Source organism: Streptomyces sp. NPDC054872 (assembly GCF_053610705.1).
The window spans coordinates 48360-65871 of the sequence record NZ_JBSGYY010000037.1; the positions used below are offsets into that span (position 1 = coordinate 48360).

Annotated in this window: 16 protein-coding genes; 7 read left to right on the forward strand and 9 right to left on the reverse strand. The window is 68.7% G+C overall.

The window, feature by feature from the left end:
* Positions 1-87: 87 nt before the first annotated feature.
* Positions 88-1035, forward strand: coding sequence for a hypothetical protein (locus tag ACWGIH_RS33940; RefSeq protein WP_453450398.1), 948 nt, complete (start codon positions 88-90; stop codon positions 1033-1035).
* A gap of 1303 nt (positions 1036-2338) precedes the next feature.
* Here ACWGIH_RS33940 and ACWGIH_RS33945 read toward each other — a convergent pair.
* The gene (locus tag ACWGIH_RS33945; RefSeq protein ID WP_453450397.1) at positions 2339-3121 is read right to left on the reverse strand and encodes a GAF and ANTAR domain-containing protein; all 783 of its coding nucleotides are present in this window, start codon (positions 3119-3121) and stop codon (positions 2339-2341) included.
* A 209-nt stretch (positions 3122-3330) separates the two neighbouring features.
* Positions 3331-4971: a hypothetical protein gene (locus ACWGIH_RS33950; RefSeq protein WP_453450396.1), complete on the reverse strand. Its 1641-nt coding sequence runs from the start codon at positions 4969-4971 to the stop codon at positions 3331-3333.
* A 360-nt stretch (positions 4972-5331) separates the two neighbouring features.
* On the opposite strand from ACWGIH_RS33950, the gene ACWGIH_RS33955 reads away from it, so the two are divergent.
* Complete coding sequence (locus ACWGIH_RS33955) at positions 5332-5979, forward strand: hypothetical protein (RefSeq protein WP_453450395.1); 648 nt, start codon at positions 5332-5334, stop codon at positions 5977-5979.
* Between the two features lie 102 nt (positions 5980-6081).
* Entirely contained in the window at positions 6082-6279 is a 198-nt protein-coding gene (locus ACWGIH_RS33960) for a hypothetical protein (protein WP_453450394.1), read from the forward strand.
* Between the two features lie 606 nt (positions 6280-6885).
* Here the strand turns inward: ACWGIH_RS33960 and ACWGIH_RS33965 are convergent.
* The 3 genes from ACWGIH_RS33965 to ACWGIH_RS33975 form a co-directional block, all read right to left on the reverse strand.
* Positions 6886-7017, reverse strand: a complete 132-nt coding sequence (locus ACWGIH_RS33965) for a hypothetical protein (protein ID WP_453450393.1) — start codon at positions 7015-7017, stop codon at positions 6886-6888.
* Between the two features lie 1125 nt (positions 7018-8142).
* Positions 8143-8415 carry a hypothetical protein gene (locus ACWGIH_RS33970; protein ID WP_453450391.1) on the reverse strand — a complete coding sequence of 91 codons (273 nt, stop codon included), beginning with the start codon at positions 8413-8415 and terminating at the stop codon, positions 8143-8145.
* A gap of 211 nt (positions 8416-8626) precedes the next feature.
* Positions 8627-8914, reverse strand: coding sequence for a hypothetical protein (locus tag ACWGIH_RS33975; RefSeq protein WP_453450390.1), 288 nt, complete (start codon positions 8912-8914; stop codon positions 8627-8629).
* Positions 8915-9192: 278 nt separating this feature from the next.
* On the opposite strand from ACWGIH_RS33975, the gene ACWGIH_RS33980 reads away from it, so the two are divergent.
* Positions 9193-10137 carry an ATP-dependent DNA ligase gene (locus ACWGIH_RS33980; RefSeq protein WP_453450389.1) on the forward strand — a complete coding sequence of 315 codons (945 nt, stop codon included), beginning with the start codon at positions 9193-9195 and terminating at the stop codon, positions 10135-10137.
* Positions 10138-10194: 57 nt separating this feature from the next.
* Here the strand turns inward: ACWGIH_RS33980 and ACWGIH_RS33985 are convergent, their stop codons facing one another.
* The 3 genes from ACWGIH_RS33985 to ACWGIH_RS33995 form a co-directional block, all read right to left on the reverse strand.
* On the reverse strand, positions 10195-10536 hold the full coding sequence (locus ACWGIH_RS33985) for a hypothetical protein (RefSeq protein WP_453450388.1): 342 nt from the start codon (positions 10534-10536) through the stop codon (positions 10195-10197).
* A 90-nt stretch (positions 10537-10626) separates the two neighbouring features.
* Positions 10627-10812, reverse strand: a complete 186-nt coding sequence (locus ACWGIH_RS33990) for a DUF6233 domain-containing protein (RefSeq protein WP_453450387.1) — start codon at positions 10810-10812, stop codon at positions 10627-10629.
* Complete coding sequence (locus ACWGIH_RS33995; protein ID WP_453450386.1) at positions 10809-11060, reverse strand: hypothetical protein; 252 nt, start codon at positions 11058-11060, stop codon at positions 10809-10811. The genes ACWGIH_RS33990 and ACWGIH_RS33995 overlap by 4 nt, the downstream gene beginning before the upstream one ends.
* A gap of 627 nt (positions 11061-11687) precedes the next feature.
* Here ACWGIH_RS33995 and ACWGIH_RS34000 point away from each other — a divergent pair.
* The 3 genes from ACWGIH_RS34000 to ACWGIH_RS34010 all read left to right on the forward strand — a co-directional run bounded on the left by ACWGIH_RS34000 (position 11688) and on the right by ACWGIH_RS34010 (position 16024).
* A complete protein-coding gene (locus ACWGIH_RS34000; RefSeq protein ID WP_453450385.1) occupies positions 11688-12659 on the forward strand; it encodes a hypothetical protein in 972 nt (323 codons plus the stop codon).
* Positions 12660-12896: 237 nt separating this feature from the next.
* The gene (locus ACWGIH_RS34005; protein WP_453450384.1) at positions 12897-15452 is read left to right on the forward strand and encodes a DnaB-like helicase C-terminal domain-containing protein; all 2556 of its coding nucleotides are present in this window, start codon (positions 12897-12899) and stop codon (positions 15450-15452) included.
* Positions 15452-16024, forward strand: a complete 573-nt coding sequence (locus tag ACWGIH_RS34010) for a hypothetical protein (RefSeq protein WP_453450383.1) — start codon at positions 15452-15454, stop codon at positions 16022-16024. Before ACWGIH_RS34005 ends, ACWGIH_RS34010 begins: the two co-directional genes overlap by 1 nt.
* A gap of 213 nt (positions 16025-16237) precedes the next feature.
* Here the strand turns inward: ACWGIH_RS34010 and ACWGIH_RS34015 are convergent, their stop codons facing one another.
* The gene (locus ACWGIH_RS34015) at positions 16238-17335 is read right to left on the reverse strand and encodes a pentapeptide repeat-containing protein (protein ID WP_453450382.1); all 1098 of its coding nucleotides are present in this window, start codon (positions 17333-17335) and stop codon (positions 16238-16240) included.
* Positions 17336-17512 lie beyond the last annotated feature (177 nt).

Here is a 17512-nt window from a genome sequence, read left to right on the forward strand (position 1 = left end):
GGCGGATTGTCAGTGGCAGCGTCTACCTTCGCGCTCACCTGTCGGCTTCGGCTCTCTGAGCCGCCTCGCAAAAGGACTGATCACCACATGCCGCTGACTTCCACCACCTCCGTCACAGATCTGGACAACTTGGTTCAGCAGACAGCCGAGCTCGAGCAACACGGTAGGGCTCTCGTTGTCCCCAAAATCCCGGCGAGGACCGACGAGGGCTCACCGCTTATCTGCCGACTGACGTCCGCGCAGGTCACGGGGGAGACCTTCTGGGAACTGGCGCTGCATGCCGGGGCCCGCATCGTGTACGCAGAGTTCGACGTCCTCGACGCAAACGACCTTCTGAAGGAGGCAGAGGAAGACGGCGTTCCGGAGTTCACCACGCCGGACAGGGCGAAGTGGCGTGCCCTGCAGCAACGCATTCGCGCCCATCACGGGCGCTGCGCCGAAGCTGAGCTGGGCTTTTCCGACGGGGCAGTTCTGATCACCTGGAGCGAGGAGGCCGACTGGGCCAGCGAAATTGGGCAGGAAGTAGAGGAGTTGTGGAGGCGCTATGAGGCCGTGGATGAATCCGTGTCGGACGACAGGGCAGCGATGGACGGGCCGTTCGCCCTTCAGCGTCCGTCACGGGAGGACGTGGCCAAGCATGCTGCCCATCTGGCCAGGCTGCCGGAGTTCCGCAGCGCCGGGCACACCGCAGAGCGGCGCCGCGTCGCGGAGCGCGCCATCCCGGAGCTGGCGGCCGACGATGCCCGCGGAGTGAACTACCTGGGGCATCTCGCGGTCGGGGAGGCAGGGTTCCTCGTCGAGAACGACCGCAAGAAGGCCTTCGCGCAGATGGCAGCCGACCTGCCTGCTCTCGCTCGACGGCTCACCGACGAGGGGGTGCTGGAGGGGGCAAGTGGTGCACGCTCCCGGGCCCGCCGGGTGAAGGAAGCGCTGCAAGACTGGTCCGGCGGCTACCGCCCGCCGATGGAGCTGGCCGAGGACGTCGAGGCGTTTATGAGGAAGGCCGCTACGGGGCGGCAGATGACCATGGTGTGACGCCTGGGCAGTTGCGCAGTGCAGGTCGTGTGCTGGTCCGGGCGATGCCCACAGCAGGTGCCCCCCTCAAAGACGACCGCGGTCGCCAGGTCGCTGAGCGACACGGGCTCGCTTCGGACTGCCACGGCCGGTACGCGCATCCTCTCGGCCTGCGGGGCGCGGCCGGTCGTGGCGAGGCGGGCGAAATGGTCGGGGCCCGTGTGCCGGGTCCGGTGTGCCATGGGTGCTTACCAAGTCACCGGCAAGGTCTGGGCTCCGTAGGTGAGGGCGTCGTCGTGGAAGTGCAGTTCGCTCTCGTCGACGGCGAACCACAGGTTCGGAATCAACTTCGTTTACAGGATGCTGCGCGCGTTAACCGGATCGCGCACTCAGGTAGCAGCACGTAGCTTCCACGTGGGCGAGTGCCCTTCCGCAGTACCGCCCGACGGGATACCGCTCGGTGATGTGCGGCGGGCGTTCTGAGTGCCCGGACCCCGCATCCAGGACGTTGCGCGCATCGCAACCGCAGGTCGCTGACCGGCACAGGGCGTGCACCGGCAGTGGCCTCCAGTCTGGGCGTGGGGCGCACGGATGTATGCGGCCAACTGTCCCGCTCTGCGTACTCGCCGCCGTTATCCCGTTCCTCGCCACGGGAGCCGTAGCCTGCCTGTGCCTGCTCGGCGCAGCCTTCTCCCAGGCCCTGGACGCAGCACGGGACTTGGGCGAGGCAACCTGCGCCAGGCCAGCAGCGGCACCGTCGCGGCCGTCGTGCATGCCCTGGTCGCCGTCCTAGGGACGGTCCCATCAGGCCCAGACCGTTCCACCAAGGGGTCACAAGCTCGGGGCGGGACAGCACCGTGGTGGGCTCGGCCGGGCATCTCCTCGATCGCAGCGCAGGGGAGCAGTCACCCGCCCCGCCTGCACCGTCGTGTTGGGGCAGGCGGCCGGTGTCCAGGGCGTCTCGGCGGCGCCGGACCCGCCAGGCTGTGCGGTTCGATCAGCTCCCCAGCGTTCGTCGGACAGGTCGCTGAGATACCCGTCATGAGGGGTCATGTTGGAGATGTGCGGCGCTTCTGGAGGCCTGGCTGGCGGCCAAACCGCAACGTGCTGGCCCGAGTTGAGTTGTGACAGGGTGCTCCGGAACGAACAGCTCAGCCGCCGCAACCGCTTCCTCACTCCTTCACTCAGCCCTCCTGCCTCAAGGCGTTGGGGCGGCAAAACCTGATGCATCGCCGTGAAACAGCACCAAACGCTTCCTCATGCAGATCAGCAGATACCAGCCCCAGTCTGTCAGGCCCGTCTAGCCACGAGATCGCTCCCTCGGTCAGTTTTCCGAGCTGCTGGAGGGGGGCGGGTCAAGGTGGGCGATGTGGTCGTCGACGATGTCACGGGCCAGGGCGCTCAGGGTCGTCGCCTGGGTGTGGGCGTGGGCGCGCAGTAGGGCCAGGGCCTGACCGGTGGTGAGGGAGTGACGGTAGCTGATCATGCCGATGGCGTGGTGCACTACGGCGTCAGCAGGCAGGAGCCATGCGTGGACGAGTTCGTTTTCCCCCGGCAGGGGCGCGGCGAGCAGCAGGAGGTCGGCAGCGTCGACGTGGCCCTGGGCAACCTGCAGGTCGGCGTCGGAGATCGGGCCCGGGCGGTGGCGGTAGAGGGTGAGGACAAGGCCGGCCTGCCGTCCCGGGTCGGCGCCGTTAAGAACCGGCAGAGCGAAGGCGGCGCGGATGCGGTGTGTCTTGGCCTGCTGGGCATAGATCGGCCACTGCCTAGTGGTGGCGGCGTCGTCAAGGTCGGCGACCAGGACCTGAGAGCGCTGGCTGAGGGCCTGCACGCAGGGGCCTTCCCCGAGACTGACCTGCAGTTCCTCGCCCTTGCGGGCCAGCGGCCCGACCGCGCAGAGCGACACCCGCTGCGCCAGGGCGGCGTCGGCCGCCAGCGTGATCCCCACCGAATACGCGCTGTGCAGGGCCCTCCGGCACGCCTCGCCGATGCGCAGACCGGGTTCGGTGTCGCCGGTGTAGCGGGCAGCAAGAAAGACGGCCTCCAGCCGGGCCGCCGTCACCGGAGGGCCGATGCGGAAGCGGGCAGGCGCGCGCGCCTGAAGCATGTGGTCATGGTGGCATCCGAACTCCGGCATTCACCGCCGATGCTGCCCCGATCGGAAGCCAATGTCAGATAAGGGAGGGCGAGTTGTTCGCCTATGGGCAGCCTGTATCTCCACCGTACGCCTCACCTCGCGGTCCCCGCGGTTGTAGTCGGCGATGTCACCGTTGACCGCACCCCAGGTCAGGGAAGGTGCGATCGAGTTACTGCGTGCTACAGCAGCCCGGACAGCGGCAGGACGCGTTCGGTGAGCTGCCCGCGCAGCAGTCCCTGGGCGGTGTCGGCCTCGGTGAGCCAGTCGGCGGTGACCAGCAGGTCGGCGTGCTCGGAGACTTGTTCGGGCGAGAGCGCGCAGAACGCGGCGACTTGATCCAGGGGCAGGCCGCCGTCCTCGGGGAGTCCGAGGTGTCCGTCAGGGCGGGCGTGGGCGGCGGTGTACAGGGCTAGGAGCCGGGTGGTGGCGCCCAGCTTCTTTTTGCGGATCTTCCGGTCGCCGACGACTTTCTGGGCCCAGCCGGACATTCGCGCGCGGGTGGTCTTGCCGAAGGTGAACGGGCGCATCTGCTCGGGCAGCAATGCGGGGACGGTGATGGCGGTGGGGTCCTCGGACCGGGAGGCCATCACGTCGGTGACGGTTTGGGGCAGGCGTAGCCAGTCGGCTGCGACCAGTTGGTGAAGGACTCGTTCGGCATCGTCGGGGAGCCAGCCGGTGAGGTCCTGGCCGGTGACGTTCCCGGTACCGGCCCGCGCGGCCCGCAAGGTGAGCATGAGCACCATCAGGCGTACTTCGGCCTCGGGATGCGGAGCGTGGGCGGCAACGTAGTCCAGCACGGCGCGGGCGTGCACGGACTGGCCCCGGGTCAGCAGCCGTTCCACTGCAGGCACGTCGGCGCCCACGGTGTCGTCGGTGACCTGGCCGGTGCGGTTGGTGTGCATCTCGCGGGTGGTCTGCGCGGCCAGTTCGGCGCGCTGGGCCTCACGGCGCAGGGCGCCGTCGCCGGACACGTCGGCCCACAACCGAAAGGCACGGGCCTTGCGCTCGTGGAGGGTGGCCAACAGGACCAAGTCGGGCTGGGGGCGCTGCTGGTAGGCGCGAAAGGCGTCCCCGAGCTCGATGAGCTCCAGGCGCAGGACGTCGGGCTCGAGGTTGTGCGGCACAGCCCGCTGCCCGATCTTGCCCCACCGCTTCGCGCGCCGGGAGGGCGTAGCTGGGGCGGCGGCCCGGGCGTGTGGGAGCAACGGACCGGCGCCTGGCGATGCCGCAGTGCCGGAAGCCGGGGAGGGGCCGTGGTCGGAGAAAACCGCCGCTGCGCCTTTGTGCCCGGTGCCGCCCGTAGGGTGCGCATCGGCGTTGTCCGCCGCATGGTTGGGCCTGGCCGGGGCGCTGGCGCGTTCCGTGGGCGGGGCGGTGTCCAGGACCCGGCAGCCGGGGGTGGAGGCCGCGCAGCGCGCGCACATTTCCGCGATCCGCCACAGCCGTCCGGCACGGTCCGCGTACACGGTCAAAACCACCGGGCCCCCGCACCCCGCCGCCACCGGCGGCCGCGTCCCGCCCCGGCGTCCGGCTTCGGGGTCGGGGGTGTGCCACGCGCAGTCCATGGCGCGGCAGGCGCACCATGCTTCGCCGCGCGGCCCGCCGCCTGCGCGGACATGGGCCAGGTGGGTGTTGACGTGACTGATCGCGGCCTTGCGTCCCACGGGGGCGCCGCCGGGGAAACGCTGCTCGGTGCAGGTGGGGCGGGAGCAGGAGAGCCGGACCGCACCAGCGGAAGGGCGACCGTAGGGGCCCAGGCGCACCGTCCACACCCGTCCCACGATGCGCTCGTCCTGCCGTGTGCCATCCTCCACCACCATGCGCGCACCCCTCCGCCGTAATCCGTTGCCCGGGCGGTCCCCATCATCAGGGATAGCGCTGCGCATTCCCCGCAGAACGGAACTTCCAGGGCCGACGCGCCTTGCCGGACATTGATAGCAAGCCCTGCGGTGGTCAGGTCATCCGAAGATCGGCAGGGTGCAGCAACTGCGGGCCGGGGTCAGGCCGTGGCGATGCGTCACTCGACGCGTGCCCTGGCTGCCAGTTGGTCGCCTCGCCCGCCGCTACGGGCCCGGGCGGCGAGGGGAAGAGCGAAGACCCCCGGCCAATTCCTCCGGCCGCGCCCGTGCCGCGGGCAAATTTGTGGTGGTCGCGGCTGGCGCCGGGGATCCTGTCTGTTCATGGACCTGCCCCGCCCCAAGTGGCCGCAGCAAGAGATCGCCGTGATCGGCGGCCGACACGAGGACGACCTGGCTATCGCTGGCGGCTACCTACGTGTGGCCGAGATCGCGGCGACCCATTGGAGCCTTGAAGGTCCCGACGACTCGCTGCCGGTGCCGATCCTCTACAACTACCGCCACAGCGTGGAGCTCAGCCTGAAGTGGCTGATCCGGACCGCCGCCCGCATCATCCGGTGTGGGCAGTACGGCACGAACGGTGAGTGTCTGAGCCATGAGAAGCTCGAGGTGAAGCTTCGCGGTGACAGTCACAGCATCAAGAAGCTCGCGGAACGTCTCAACCGGTACCTAGGTCTGATTTCCGATCTCGCCCCGCCCGAAAACCGGATCGACGCGGAGTCGTTCGAGGCCCTCCGGTGGCTCGACGCACAGGACGAGACCGGCGAGACCTTCCGCTACTCCATGATCGGCAAAGGGTCCGACAGCAGGCCAGCCCGCGAGTCCCAGACGAACATCAACTTCTACGATCACATCAACCGGGTGCATCAACTTGCCTCACTTCTGCAGGCCGGCTATTCCGGCGCGCTCGACGCGTTCGAGGAGCAGCAGATGGAGTACCTGGAGGAGATGCGCTACATGGGGGGCTACTAGCACCCGGCCGATCGAGACAGGGGCCAGTCGCGTGCCGGACACGATGCGCCTGACGCCTCGCATCGGGTCGGAATGTTCGATCTGCGTTCGACTATCGGGCGCATGAGCACCCCTGCACCAGAACGCACCACCCGTAGCAGCGGCCCCGGCATGGGCCCCTGCGCATTCTCCGGGGCCACCACCCGCAAGTACGGCGACAGCGGGAACCCTTTGTGCCCGACGTGCCTGGCCAAGGCCGAGGCCAAGCAGAAGAAGAAGCAGTTCTGCTGGTGGGGTAGGGGACCAGACCTTCCTCAATAGCTGCGGGCACTCAGGCGCCCTTCACGGCGGGCCCGATGCGGGCCAGGCTGGGCGCTGGGGGTGGCTGACGGTGAACACCACAGCGAAGCGTCGGCGCTGCGAGTACAAGCGCTGTCGTCGGCTGTTGCCGGCGAACGCGTCGCCGCGGCGCCGTTACTGCGGGCCGAACTGTGTCGCGGCCGCGTACCGCTGGCGGCGTCGGCGCGAGCGGGCCCACATCATGATGACGATCATGGTCGACGCCAAGGCGGCGGAGTTCCTGCGTACAACCACCGGGCGACACGATCGGCTGCTGGCTTGGCAGACCTGCGGCGGTCCGAAGTGCCGGTTGGTGCTGTGGGCGGGAGTACGGCGGCGGAGCACGGCCCGGTACTGCAGCGCGAAGTGCCGCCAGGCCGCGTACCGCGAGCGGAAGCGTGCTCGATCATGACGTGAATCCGTAACGGATGTCCGATATGCCGACCGGGTTGTGACGGTAAGGCGTCATGGTCACCATGCCATCGCGGGGCGGCTCACCGAGGTTCTCGAAGCGGACTGAGCCTCTGTTCGGGCCCAACGAACTCGGCCCGAACAGAGGCTCAGCGTGGTGTACCTCAGATCTGCTGTTCAGCGCCGGTTGCGTGCGTTGAACTGAACTCCTGTGACTGCCATTCCGATGCCCGCTACGAGGGTCGCCGCGTCTGCGTTGTGTGTCAGGGCCAGCACGACCACGGCAACGATCGAGACGAACGCGGTCACGGTGACAGCCCATGCCAGCCGGTCCGGGCTCGGCTCCGGGGTCGGGCCTGAGGTACCTTCAAAGGACGTCACTCGGTCAGTTCTCCTCACAGCAGGACGGACCACTTCGACGTGACGAGAGGGAGATCTCTCGGCGGCCCGGGCGTCCAAACCATGGCCAGCGAAGAGGTCTCCCTTCGTCGTGCCGAAGGGATTTCGGTAGCCATAACCGTACTCGTGGGCGTTGACAGCCGACTCAGGCTCGTAAGTGCCGCGAAGGCCCCACAACGGGATGTTTTTTACGACCCGGGGGAACGTCTCTTCGATGCCGCAGTAGTGTGTGTTTCGACCTCTTGCCTTCTTCAGGCTCGGACAAAAAGACCTGGTCAAAGGGAAGTTCAATCTCTCGACCGCTTCGCGCTCAGGTGATGCAGGTCACAGAATTTCTCGGTGCGGCCTCGCTGGTCATCTCTCTAGCTCCTTGCTCCCACGACATCGTTCGCGGTGTACCGCTGCCGAACTCGCCCTCGACGAACAAGCACGCCACTCATTCGTATCGTGCTTCTTGCCCACCAGGTGCGGCATCCGCGCCGCAGGCCAGGAGCCTGCCCGACCCGTCATGCCCACCTACAGCACGAACGCGAAGAACTCTCTGCCGTCGATGGTGGTGTGGATCGACATAGGCAAGAACCGCGACTTCGAAGAGCGGGTGAAATAACGACAGCCCGCCGTGCAGCGGAGTCAGCAATTGCCGCACCGGTGGTCGTCCTCGCCGGCAGCATCTCCGGCCCGGCGGAACGCATCGATAGCGACCCGGGGCTCAGCAGCTCCCGTCCACTGCGACGTCCCGGCTGCCGCGAGTGCCGGGCCGCGAGGACCACGGCGGCCGCGGCGACCACCTCGGGCGACGCGGAGGTAAGGTCTTGTCCTTGGCGTAGGCACCCTCGCGAGGCTCTTCCGGGCGCCCACCAGGTGGTAGGTCCAACGGGATTCGGATCCGCAGCGGGCACCGACGTCCGCCGGAGGCGCGCACCGACAGGCCGTGCGCAGCACGAGCTGACGGGGATCGCTATGAAGGCCATCCGGGCAGCGCACCCAGCCAGCTACGGACCTGGCCCCATCCGGCCGTGATCCGCATGGACCCTGTCACCAGTCGTGGAGCAGAGCCACGATGGACACCACGATCCCGATGGCGGTCAGCACCAACCCGGCGATCGCCAACTGCGCGGCTGCCACCGGGCGCCCGCCCGTCGAACGCCGCGGCTGTCGGCTCTGGGTGCGCTGCGACGCGAACGCGAGGTACGCGACGAATGCGATGAGCGCGGCGAACAAAAACATCCCCGCGAACAGGAACTCATTCGTCGAGGCATCCGAGCGTGCGGAAGATGCAGCGGCGTCAGCTGCGAACCAGTACTCCATGGCCGAAGACTGCGGCAGGCGCCTAAGCGTTGTTATCCGGGCCCCGAGAGTCAGCCTTTTCAACGCTTAGAGTGCGGTCATGAGTCGTGGGCACGGGAAGGTCCAGCGTCGAGTTCTGGCGAGTCTGGAGGGCGTTGAGCGGGAGTTCGGCGGGTCGTGGGTGCTCTTCCGCTGCCTCGTCGTATCCACGAAGGGGGAGCCCGTTGAACGGTCAGACCGCGAGTCCACGCGCAGAGCGATCAACGGTCTTGCTGCTGAGGGCCTTGTAGAGACCCGCACCGTCCCCTACGGCAGGCGCCACGAATTGGTCGTCCGCCTGGTGGCCGCGGATCGCCCACGGCCACTCGATCAGGGTGCCGACGCCAAGCTCCGCACAGAGTTGGAAGTTGACGCCAGGCTCGTCAATCACTTGCTCCGAACGATGGGTGCGAGTCACCGAGTGAGCATCGTGCGGGCGGAAGAAGTGGACCCCGCCGTTGTCTTCGACGACTTGGAACACGGCACCTCCTTCGAGGCGGTCTATCTCTACTGATCCTCAGCTGAACCCGCAGGGAACTGCTACGTCCACTGCCCACTCCCCACGTCCCTGCCGCACGTCCACCAACGACACACCGGCTCGCAGCGTAGATCACCAACGACCACGGCCACCCGGCAGATCAACAACGTGGATGGCGGGGCATCTGCAAGGCACGGCTGCACCCGACGAGGGCAACGGCGAGCAGGTGAAGACTGGCCTGCCAGAACTGCGCGATCGTGGAAGCGGGGTACGGCTAGCTCATGAAGTTGCTTCCGCTTCCGGTCCCGCTGGCTCTGTGCCGCCCTGTCGAACAGGTCCGCAGTGGCACGGGCCTGAGTCTGGAGCCAAAGTTCGATGGGTGGCGCTGCCAGGTCCTCGCCGGTGCGGGTCGCCTCTGGAGCCGCCATGGCAACGACCTGACCGCTTCCTTTGCCGACGTCGCGCGGGCTGCCCGGGCTCTGCCGGAGTGCGTGCTGGACGGGGAGCTGGTTGCGGTCCTACAGGACGGAAGGGTGGCCTTCTCGCGGCTGCAGTCGCGCTCTGGATGCGGACTGCGGCGCGGGGAGGACTTCACGGTCCACCTGGCCGTCTTTGATCTTCTTGCGGTCGCAGACACCGACTGGCGGCCGCGCAGATATGAGGAGCGCCGCCACAGGATGCTCGAGATCCTGGAGGGCGTACCGGCGCTGATCCGGCCGGTCCCCGCGACCGGGGACGTGGACACTGCGCTGCAGTGGGTGGGCGGCCTGGGCGGCGTCGAGGGGCTCGTGGCCAAGCCGAACCTCCCCTACATTGCAGGCCGCAGCTCGGGCTGGCTGAAATGGCGGCGCACGCACACCAGCGAGGCCGCCGTCCTTGGCGTCAGTGGCCGGACCCCGGCCACCCAGTGCCTGGTCCTCGGCCTGCCGCGCGCCGACGGACGGATGCGGGCCGTGGGCGTGAGCCTGCCGCTGGCCCAGACCCTGCGCCGCGAGCTGGCGCCCGTGCTGCAGCCCACCGGCGCGGACCTGGCCGAGCTGCCGGGCACGGTGGGCGGGCTGCCCGGTGCCCCGCCGGTCAGATACATGCCGGTCGCCCCGAGCGTGGTGGTGGAGATCGAAGCCGACCAAGAGCGCCCGGAAGAGTTCGGCCGGTTCCGCCACCGACCCCGCGTGCTGCGGGTCCGCGGCGACCTGACGGTCGACCTGCTGCCACCCCTGCCATGACGGCACGGTCAGCTAACCTCACCGGCGACCAATGATCTCCGGCAACGCCTTCAAGCGTCAGCCGCTGCCCCTCGGCCAGAATTCGTCGCCGAGCGTGCCGACGCTTGCCGAAGCTGCCGACGCGGTGCCCGCTTCGGAGTCCGGCCCGCCCGCAGGAGCCACCCCACCGCTGCGGGGCCAGTACTCGTCACCGGCAGGCGCTACCCCGCCGCCCTTGGGCCAGTACTCGTCGCCGAGGGCGCCGGTGAGCGGATAGTCCGGGTCAACGCCGTCAGTGGCCGGGGCTACCCCGGTGCCCCTGGGCCAGTACTCGTCGCCTGCGGTGGCGGTTGCCGCGGTGAGTGCGATGGCGCCGCCCGTGAGGAGGGCGACGACGGCGTAGCGAATGATGTTGCGCATGACTTCCCCCGCGATGCTCGACGGTGTGTCCACCGCAACATAGGGCTGGAGCCGGTCCTTCAGAACCTCTGATGTCCGAGGGTTCCCGGGCTACTCCAGCACGCCGAGTTCGGTGTCCGGTCGGCAGTACGGGCACGCATCGACACCCTTATGCAGGGCGCTGCGCGCCTGCTCCATGGTCATCCCCTTCGCGCGCGGGGCCTTCGGCGCCATGTCGCAGTGGCCCGCGTGCACGTACACCGCGGGCCGCCCCTGGCCGATGCCCTGCTCAATCACGTGGGACGCGATGCCTGACCCCAGAGGCCATCGGTGCACGCGCGTGCGGCGTGGCAGGGGCAGTGAGGGCAGTCCTCGACGATGCGGGACCATACGTGTTCGTCGCCGGCGTCGGCGACAGGTACGTAGCTGTAGGTGGTCAAGGCGGCCGCAACCTCAGCTTCCCGGCGAAGGGCGGCCGTGTACCTCTCACCCCCACGCGCGGCGGCGCGTGCCCTCTTCGCGGCGGTCGACTGCTTCTTGGGCATGACGTACTCCTTGGACCGGCCGGTCCCCACGCTCCCGCCAGCCACATACGCCAAGGCCGGTGTGCAGAACAGAACATCAACTCAACGGGCCCCAGGAGACCTTGACCGACAACGCCCGGGGCGTGGGCCCCGGGCAGCGGCGAACGGCGTACGCGACTTGCCGTGCCTCTCACGGTAGCGAGAGTGGGCACTTTCGGTCACCGGTTCCGGGCCAGCTTGCACACCGGTAGGCTGCGGAGCAGTGGCCGTCGCATCGGCCCAAGCCAGCGGCCTGGCCCATGACCGGGGCGCATGACGGCAGAGGTGCCCGCGGGCCCCGCATCAACGGGCCCGGACTGTGTGCATCAGTGCGATGCACACAGCAACTCCCGACGGTTGTACAGCTGTTGAAGCCTTCCGCATGCCGCTCCTCGTCGCGCGCATCGGGTCATGGGGCCGGGCGCGGGAAGATGAGACATGACCAAGGGCCATGGCCGTAAGAGCCGGGCGCGGAAAACAAGTCGGACCAGGGGCGCCGCGTACACCGCCGCTAAGGCCGGCACGCTCCATCAGCACACCAGCGGCCCGTCCGATGGGGACCTCCAACCGGCCGAACCCGCCCGGTGGGGAGTCGACGCGGTCCCGGACATGCGGACCGCGTCTGCGCTGATCGCCGCGCGCATCGAGCAGTGCACGCCCTGCCAGGCGTCCCTGGCGGCCAAGCTCCTCGACGAGGACCCGATCGTGCTCGCGGTGATGGCCAAAACCGTCTACAGCCTGCACGAAGCCCGCGCAGCGGAGGGGGGAGGTCTCACCTCCGACGTCTCCCAGTTCTTCCTCATGGTCGTCCGGGCGGCGGCACCGGGCAGAGATCACATCGTGGTCCGCTGCGTCGAGCTGTTGCTCCCAGAAGACCGAGCGGCGCTCCTGGAGGAAGCGCTGGGCCTGTGGGCGTTCTACGGCAACAAGCACTCCGGCCTCATGCGCGCCAAGGACACCGGCGCGAAGGACGCTTCGCACCTCGTGAGCAACGCCTCGGACGTCGAGCACGAGGAATCCGGTCCAGGCACCGGGGGCGCCTTCCCCGGCCTGGCTGGAGAAGGCCAGCCTGGCGGGCAGCGTCCTGACCGGCACCGACCGGTTCCTGGGCACCACCCTCCTGCCCGGCCAGCCGCACTGGCAGCGACGTCCGAAGGCGCACCCCGTGACCAGCACTCTTCGAGGAGAACCGGATCAATGACCGAGACCATCGAACAGCACGCAGAGGGCGCGGCCCGCTCCCTCGTCGAACTCGTCCGTGCCCTTCAGGACCGCGGTATCGAATACCCGCTGGAGGCGTACCGCGTCCACAGCTATCTCACCCGCTGCGCCGGTGAGATGAGGACCGCCATCGAGCTGATCGAGGCCTCCGTGCAGGGCCTGCAGGACAAGGACCGGCTGAGGAGCGACTACCGGGGCGAGCCTCTCGGCGACGTCCTGCAGCGCTTCACGGAGTCCTCCGGCAAAGCGAAGGATCTCGCGGGCGCGCTCCACGGCAGGCTGAACACGGCCCACTCCGCCATCGGGCACGTCGCGTACAAGGAGGAGCCCGAGGAGCAGGAGTCGGCGACGGGGAGCTGAGTCCGCCGGTTCGGCGGGTGTGATCGTCTGCGGACGGTGTGGAGCGGAGGCCGGGGCCGGTGGTCCCGGCCTTCCTGCTGTGTCCGCTACTGATCGGCTGGAGGCCCCTTGCCCCGTCAACCCACCCACCTAAAGTCACCAATAGTGAGTGGAATTTCGAGAAAACTTGGTGACTATGGCAAGTATTCGGGTGAAGGCTTCTATGATGGTGGCTAACTGAGTCTCCAAGGAGGGTGAGTGAGCCGGTCACCACAGGACGAGGGCGCGATCAACGCGACTGAGGCGCGGAACAAGCTGTACGCGCTGGTGAAGCTCGCTGCAGAGCAGGGACTCAGCACGGTGATCACCAAGCGCAAGGTGCGCGCTCTGCTGGCGCCGCTTGACCGGTTCCCGGCAGCCCGCAAGCCCGATGCCTTCCCAGCCCATGTGCTGAGCAACGCGCAGAGGGACCTCGGTGACCTCGTCACGCTGGCCGCCCAGGGCCAACCACAGGTGCTCCTGCGGAACACCACTCCGGTCGCGGTTCTGCTCCCCGCCGACTCTTCCTCTGATGCCCTCTCGTCCGACACGGCCGCGCACGGCGCGGTGACCGCAGGAGGTGCGGTGAACAGCCAAGGCAACCAGGACCGCGGCAGCACGCCCCGCAGGCTCGCCACGCTCGGCGACGCCATCGGTTCCGTACTCACCGACGGCCCTGTCAGTGGCCCCACCTTCGGGCTGTCAGGGCTGGACACCGCGACGGGCGGTCTGCAGCGGGGCAAGCTGACGCTCGTGGCAGCTCGTCCGAGCGTCGGCGGAAGCCTGTTGGGTCTGGCGGCCGCACGCACGACGGCGCTGGTCGACCACGCCATGGTCCTGTACGCGGCGTCGGGGCCGAACCGGGACGACATCTTCCGCCGGATCATCTCCGCCGAGACCGGCGGCGACTACCCGCGCCTGAAGCAGGGCCGCCTGACCGAGCATGAACAGCAGGTCGCCCAGCAACTGGTCCAGGCCGGCGACCTCCTGATGATCGATGACGGCAGCGACCTGACCGCCGAGGACATCAGGGAGACCGCCCCGCACATGGAGGGCCTGGCCCTCGTGGTCGTGGACCGCCTGCAGAGCGCCCACAGCGCCCGCCTGCCACTGTCCGGGGACCGTCTGCCCGACGCCTCCCAGGTGCTGGCCACGCTCGCCCGCACCCTGCACGTGCCGGTGCTCGCCATCGTGGACAGCGACGATCCCGCACTCCTGGGTCTCCTGGACGCCGACATCACGTTGACGCTCACGCCGACCGAGGACCCTGCCAGGGTCCAGGTGACCATCTCCGAGCGCGACTTCGGCACCATCGGCTCCGCATACCTGCAGCCCGACCTGCTCCACGCTCGCTTCCTCGACGCCAAAACCGCCCCCCTTGACCGCGCCGACAGCCCGGTGGATCCGGGACCTTCACCGGCCACCGAGGGAACGGCGACGCTGGAACTGGCCGAAGCCGCCCTTCCCTATACGTCCGGCGGACATCAGGGGATTCCCGCCGCACTCACCCACGAGCTGGCGGCATGGCGGACCGCGGCCACCCAGGGGGACCAGAAAGCCCTGAAGGGGATCCTGCCGTCCCTGCTCCAGGCCGCCGCAGCGGTAGCGGAGATGCCGGACACCCCTGAGGGGCACCGCCTCGCCGCCGCGCTGCGGCCCTACAGCGAGCCCGTGTCCGCCGACACCGCCGCACACACCGGTCCGGCCACTGCTGCCCCTGCCCACGCTCCGGCGGACAGCGCACAGGCCCAGGAAGACGTGGCGGAGGATGAGGAAGACGGCGAGGACGCCCTGAAGCCGGGGGATGAGGAGGATGAGCCCGAGGGGCACGTCTTCCCGGCCCTGAAGATCCTCAAGGACGCGGTCGGCCGCTCGAAAATGCACCCGATCTCCGTCATCCGCACGGAGGAGCGGGACAGCGGCCCGTGGCCGCTGATCAGCGAGGACATGGACGGTGAGCCCCGCTGGGTCCGTCCCGACGTCACCGCCACCCGCGTGCCCCACATCCGGGAAAACGGCAAGCGTGTGCGCCGCGACCAGCTCGAGGTGCCCGACTCGTTCGGCGAGGGCATGCTGTGCCTGATCGACCGCAACGGCAGCTTCCCCTCCGCCTGTTCGGCCGTGCCCCTCGCCCCGAACAAGCTCCTGCACACCGGCCCGCTCGACGCGTTCGACAAGACCCAGGCCGGCATCTATCTCATCGACATCCCGGAGTGGGACCGCACCGATATGCCGCACCCCCTGGGCCGGATCATCGACCGGCCCGACGAGGACGGCCGGGTGTGGGTCACCACCCCCCACATCAAACAGCTGGAGAAACTCGTCCGGGACAACCACCTCGCCGCCATGCCGACCATTCACGACTCCTGGACCGGGAAGTACAACGAGTCCCTCTTCAAGCCCTTCTACGAGGCCACCCGCAAGGCACGCACCGAGCTCGTCCAGGCCGGCGGCGACCCCTACAAGGCGTACAAGACCCGGCTGTCCATCGCGCTGCGGCTGCTGTGGCCCAAGCGCCCCTCCCAGCGCTCCCCGTTCTGGCGGCCGGACTGGCGCATGAGCATGGTCGCCGAGGCGTCCGTGCGGCACTGGAGCGTGGCCTTCAGGGCTGTCGAAAAGGGTCACCAGCTCCTCGCGCTGCGCAACGTCGACGCGGCCGTCTTCTGGGCGCCGGACGCCACCGCGCCCGCCACCTACCGGATCGGGAACGGCTTCGGCGAAGTGAAGGCCAAGTTCGTCAAGCCCGGCGAGATCATCCCCGAAGGTGAGGACTGATGGCCGGCCCCACAGGCCGCGGTGACTCCCTGGGCGCCGCCCTGGGCGACCTCCTGCGCTCCCAGGTCACCCCCCGCCACCGGCTGTCGTCCTACACCGCCAAGCACTGGCACGCCCAGCTCAGCCAGCTCACCGCGACCCACCGCGGGCAACAAGCCCTGACGGACGCCGGACTCCACGTGACGACCAAAACGCTGCTCAACTGGCTGTCCGACGCCGAGTACAACGTCCGCCGCAGCTACCTGGACATCATCCACACCGCGTACGAGAACGTCGCCATCGTCCCCGCCGACCCGATCCCCGCCCACCTCAAGCAGCGCCAGTACGAGATCAGCGGCGACGTCAAAACCGGCGACGACGAACGTACGCGCGGCACCCGGGCCGCCGCGCCCCTGCGCATCGACGGCAGCCGGGGCAACTGGGACACGATCGAGGAACTGTGGCTCGCCGGGGAACTCACCGACGAGGCGTTCGAGGACCACTTCATCGACGACGTCATCGTCGAGGACATCGGCGAGGGCACCGACGGCTGGGAGTTTCCCGGCGCCCGGTACTCCGTCGAAGTCCGGTAGCAGCACGCGACGGGCGGCCGGATCGCCCTCCGCATCAAGGGAAACCACCTGACGAAATTGACGCCGCGGCGACGCTGGGGCGTTTCACCCCCAGCACTGGCGGTACGGCCTGGGCCCCTGAGCGAGGGCGGCGATCGAGGTGGTGACGGCCGTCGACTCGGCTGAGACTTCGAGCAAGACCGGTGCGTTTGGGCAGCAAGCGACGTCGGACGGTCAGCCTGGCGTGGCTGGATGTTGCGGCTCGGGCGGGAGGATGGTGCTCTCGTCGGTTTGCCTATCTGCTAGTGACTGAGTGAACCCGTAGACATGCGACAGGTCTGCTCCGTGCAGGCTGGCCCTGGTGAGCTTCGCCCCGCTCAGATCGGCCTCGGTGAGCTTCGCCCGGCTCAGGTCGGCCCCGGTGAGCGTCGCCCCGCTCAGGCTGGCCTTAGTGAGCGTCGCTTCGTACAGGTCGGCCATGGTGAGCGTCGCTTCGTACAGGCTGGCCTGGGTTAGTGTCGCTTGGCGCAGCTTGGCCTGGGTGAGTGTCGCTTGGTGCAGGTCAGCTTGGACGAGTGTCGCTTCGAGCAGGTCGGCCCCAGTGAGTGTCGCTCTGCGCAGGTTGGCCTTGGTCAGTGTCGCCCCACGCAGGTTGGCCCCAGTGAGGTCGGCTTGGGGTAGCTGTGCGCCAGCGAGGTGAAGTCCGTGAAGGTCGAGGACTTCGCGGGGGTCGACGTGGGTGCGTGACTCCGTGCGGGTGAGGGCCGTCAGGGCTGCCTGGACGTCGGCCTCCAACTCTGGCGGGAGCTTCTCGGGAGCCGGGGATGCGGAGTCGGGCGTGCTCTCGTCGGGCTGTGGTGCCGGCGTGGCGGGCAGAGCCTTCGGGGCGCGGTCGCGGATGAAGTGGCCGAGGACGCGGGCGGCGTCGGTGGCCGCCTGCTCTGGTGCGTCGCGGACGATCTGTTCCAGGGCGAGGATGCCGCCGATGCGCACGTATCGGTGGTCCGAGCCGAGGCGTTCCAGGGCCTTGGTGAAACGTTCGGTGATCTGGCCGCGCCTGGTGAGGCGGTAGGTGCGGGCGGTGTAGAGCAGGGCGATACCGGCGCCGAGGGCGGCGACGCAGGCGACGATGGCGGTACGCAGGCCGGTGACCAGGGCCGCCGACCCCTTCGCCAGTTCGCTGCGATCCAAATACTCCCCGTCGAGCACGTAGGGCCCTCGCCACACCAGCCAGGGCAGTCCAGCGACTAACGCCAGCACGCCCATCGCGATGAGCGCGCCCATATGCCAGCGGCGGTCCCTTGCCTTCTGCCGCGCCCGGGCTTGCCGCATGTGAAGGGGAGGTGGGGCATCCCACGTATAGAGGCGAATACGGATACGGCGGATCAGATGCGGTATTTCCATACCCGGTACACGCCCATACCCGGGGCGCGGTTGCCCGTGTCTCCACTTCGAAGCTGCGGGCTCTCAGTGGTCGTATTGGAGCGGGACGCGCGGGATGTCCCACTC

Excerpts from the sequence above, each read along its gene's own strand:
- ACWGIH_RS33940 (WP_453450398.1), top strand. The coding sequence starts at position 88 with ATGCCGCTGACTTCCACCACCTCCGTCACAGATCTGGACAACTTGGTT.
- ACWGIH_RS33945 (WP_453450397.1), bottom strand. The coding sequence starts at position 3,121 with ATGCTTCAGGCGCGCGCGCCTGCCCGCTTCCGCATCGGCCCTCCGGTG.
- ACWGIH_RS33950 (WP_453450396.1), bottom strand. The coding sequence starts at position 4,971 with ATGGTGGTGGAGGATGGCACACGGCAGGACGAGCGCATCGTGGGACGG.
- ACWGIH_RS33955 (WP_453450395.1), top strand. The coding sequence starts at position 5,332 with ATGGACCTGCCCCGCCCCAAGTGGCCGCAGCAAGAGATCGCCGTGATC.
- ACWGIH_RS33960 (WP_453450394.1), top strand. The coding sequence starts at position 6,082 with ATGAGCACCCCTGCACCAGAACGCACCACCCGTAGCAGCGGCCCCGGC.
- ACWGIH_RS33970 (WP_453450391.1), bottom strand. The coding sequence starts at position 8,415 with ATGGAGTACTGGTTCGCAGCTGACGCCGCTGCATCTTCCGCACGCTCG.
- ACWGIH_RS33980 (WP_453450389.1), top strand. The coding sequence starts at position 9,193 with ATGAAGTTGCTTCCGCTTCCGGTCCCGCTGGCTCTGTGCCGCCCTGTC.
- ACWGIH_RS33985 (WP_453450388.1), bottom strand. The coding sequence starts at position 10,536 with ATGCGCAACATCATTCGCTACGCCGTCGTCGCCCTCCTCACGGGCGGC.
- ACWGIH_RS33995 (WP_453450386.1), bottom strand. The coding sequence starts at position 11,060 with ATGCCCAAGAAGCAGTCGACCGCCGCGAAGAGGGCACGCGCCGCCGCG.
- ACWGIH_RS34000 (WP_453450385.1), top strand. The coding sequence starts at position 11,688 with ATGCGGACCGCGTCTGCGCTGATCGCCGCGCGCATCGAGCAGTGCACG.
- ACWGIH_RS34010 (WP_453450383.1), top strand. The coding sequence starts at position 15,452 with ATGGCCGGCCCCACAGGCCGCGGTGACTCCCTGGGCGCCGCCCTGGGC.
- ACWGIH_RS34015 (WP_453450382.1), bottom strand. The coding sequence starts at position 17,335 with ATGCGGCAAGCCCGGGCGCGGCAGAAGGCAAGGGACCGCCGCTGGCAT.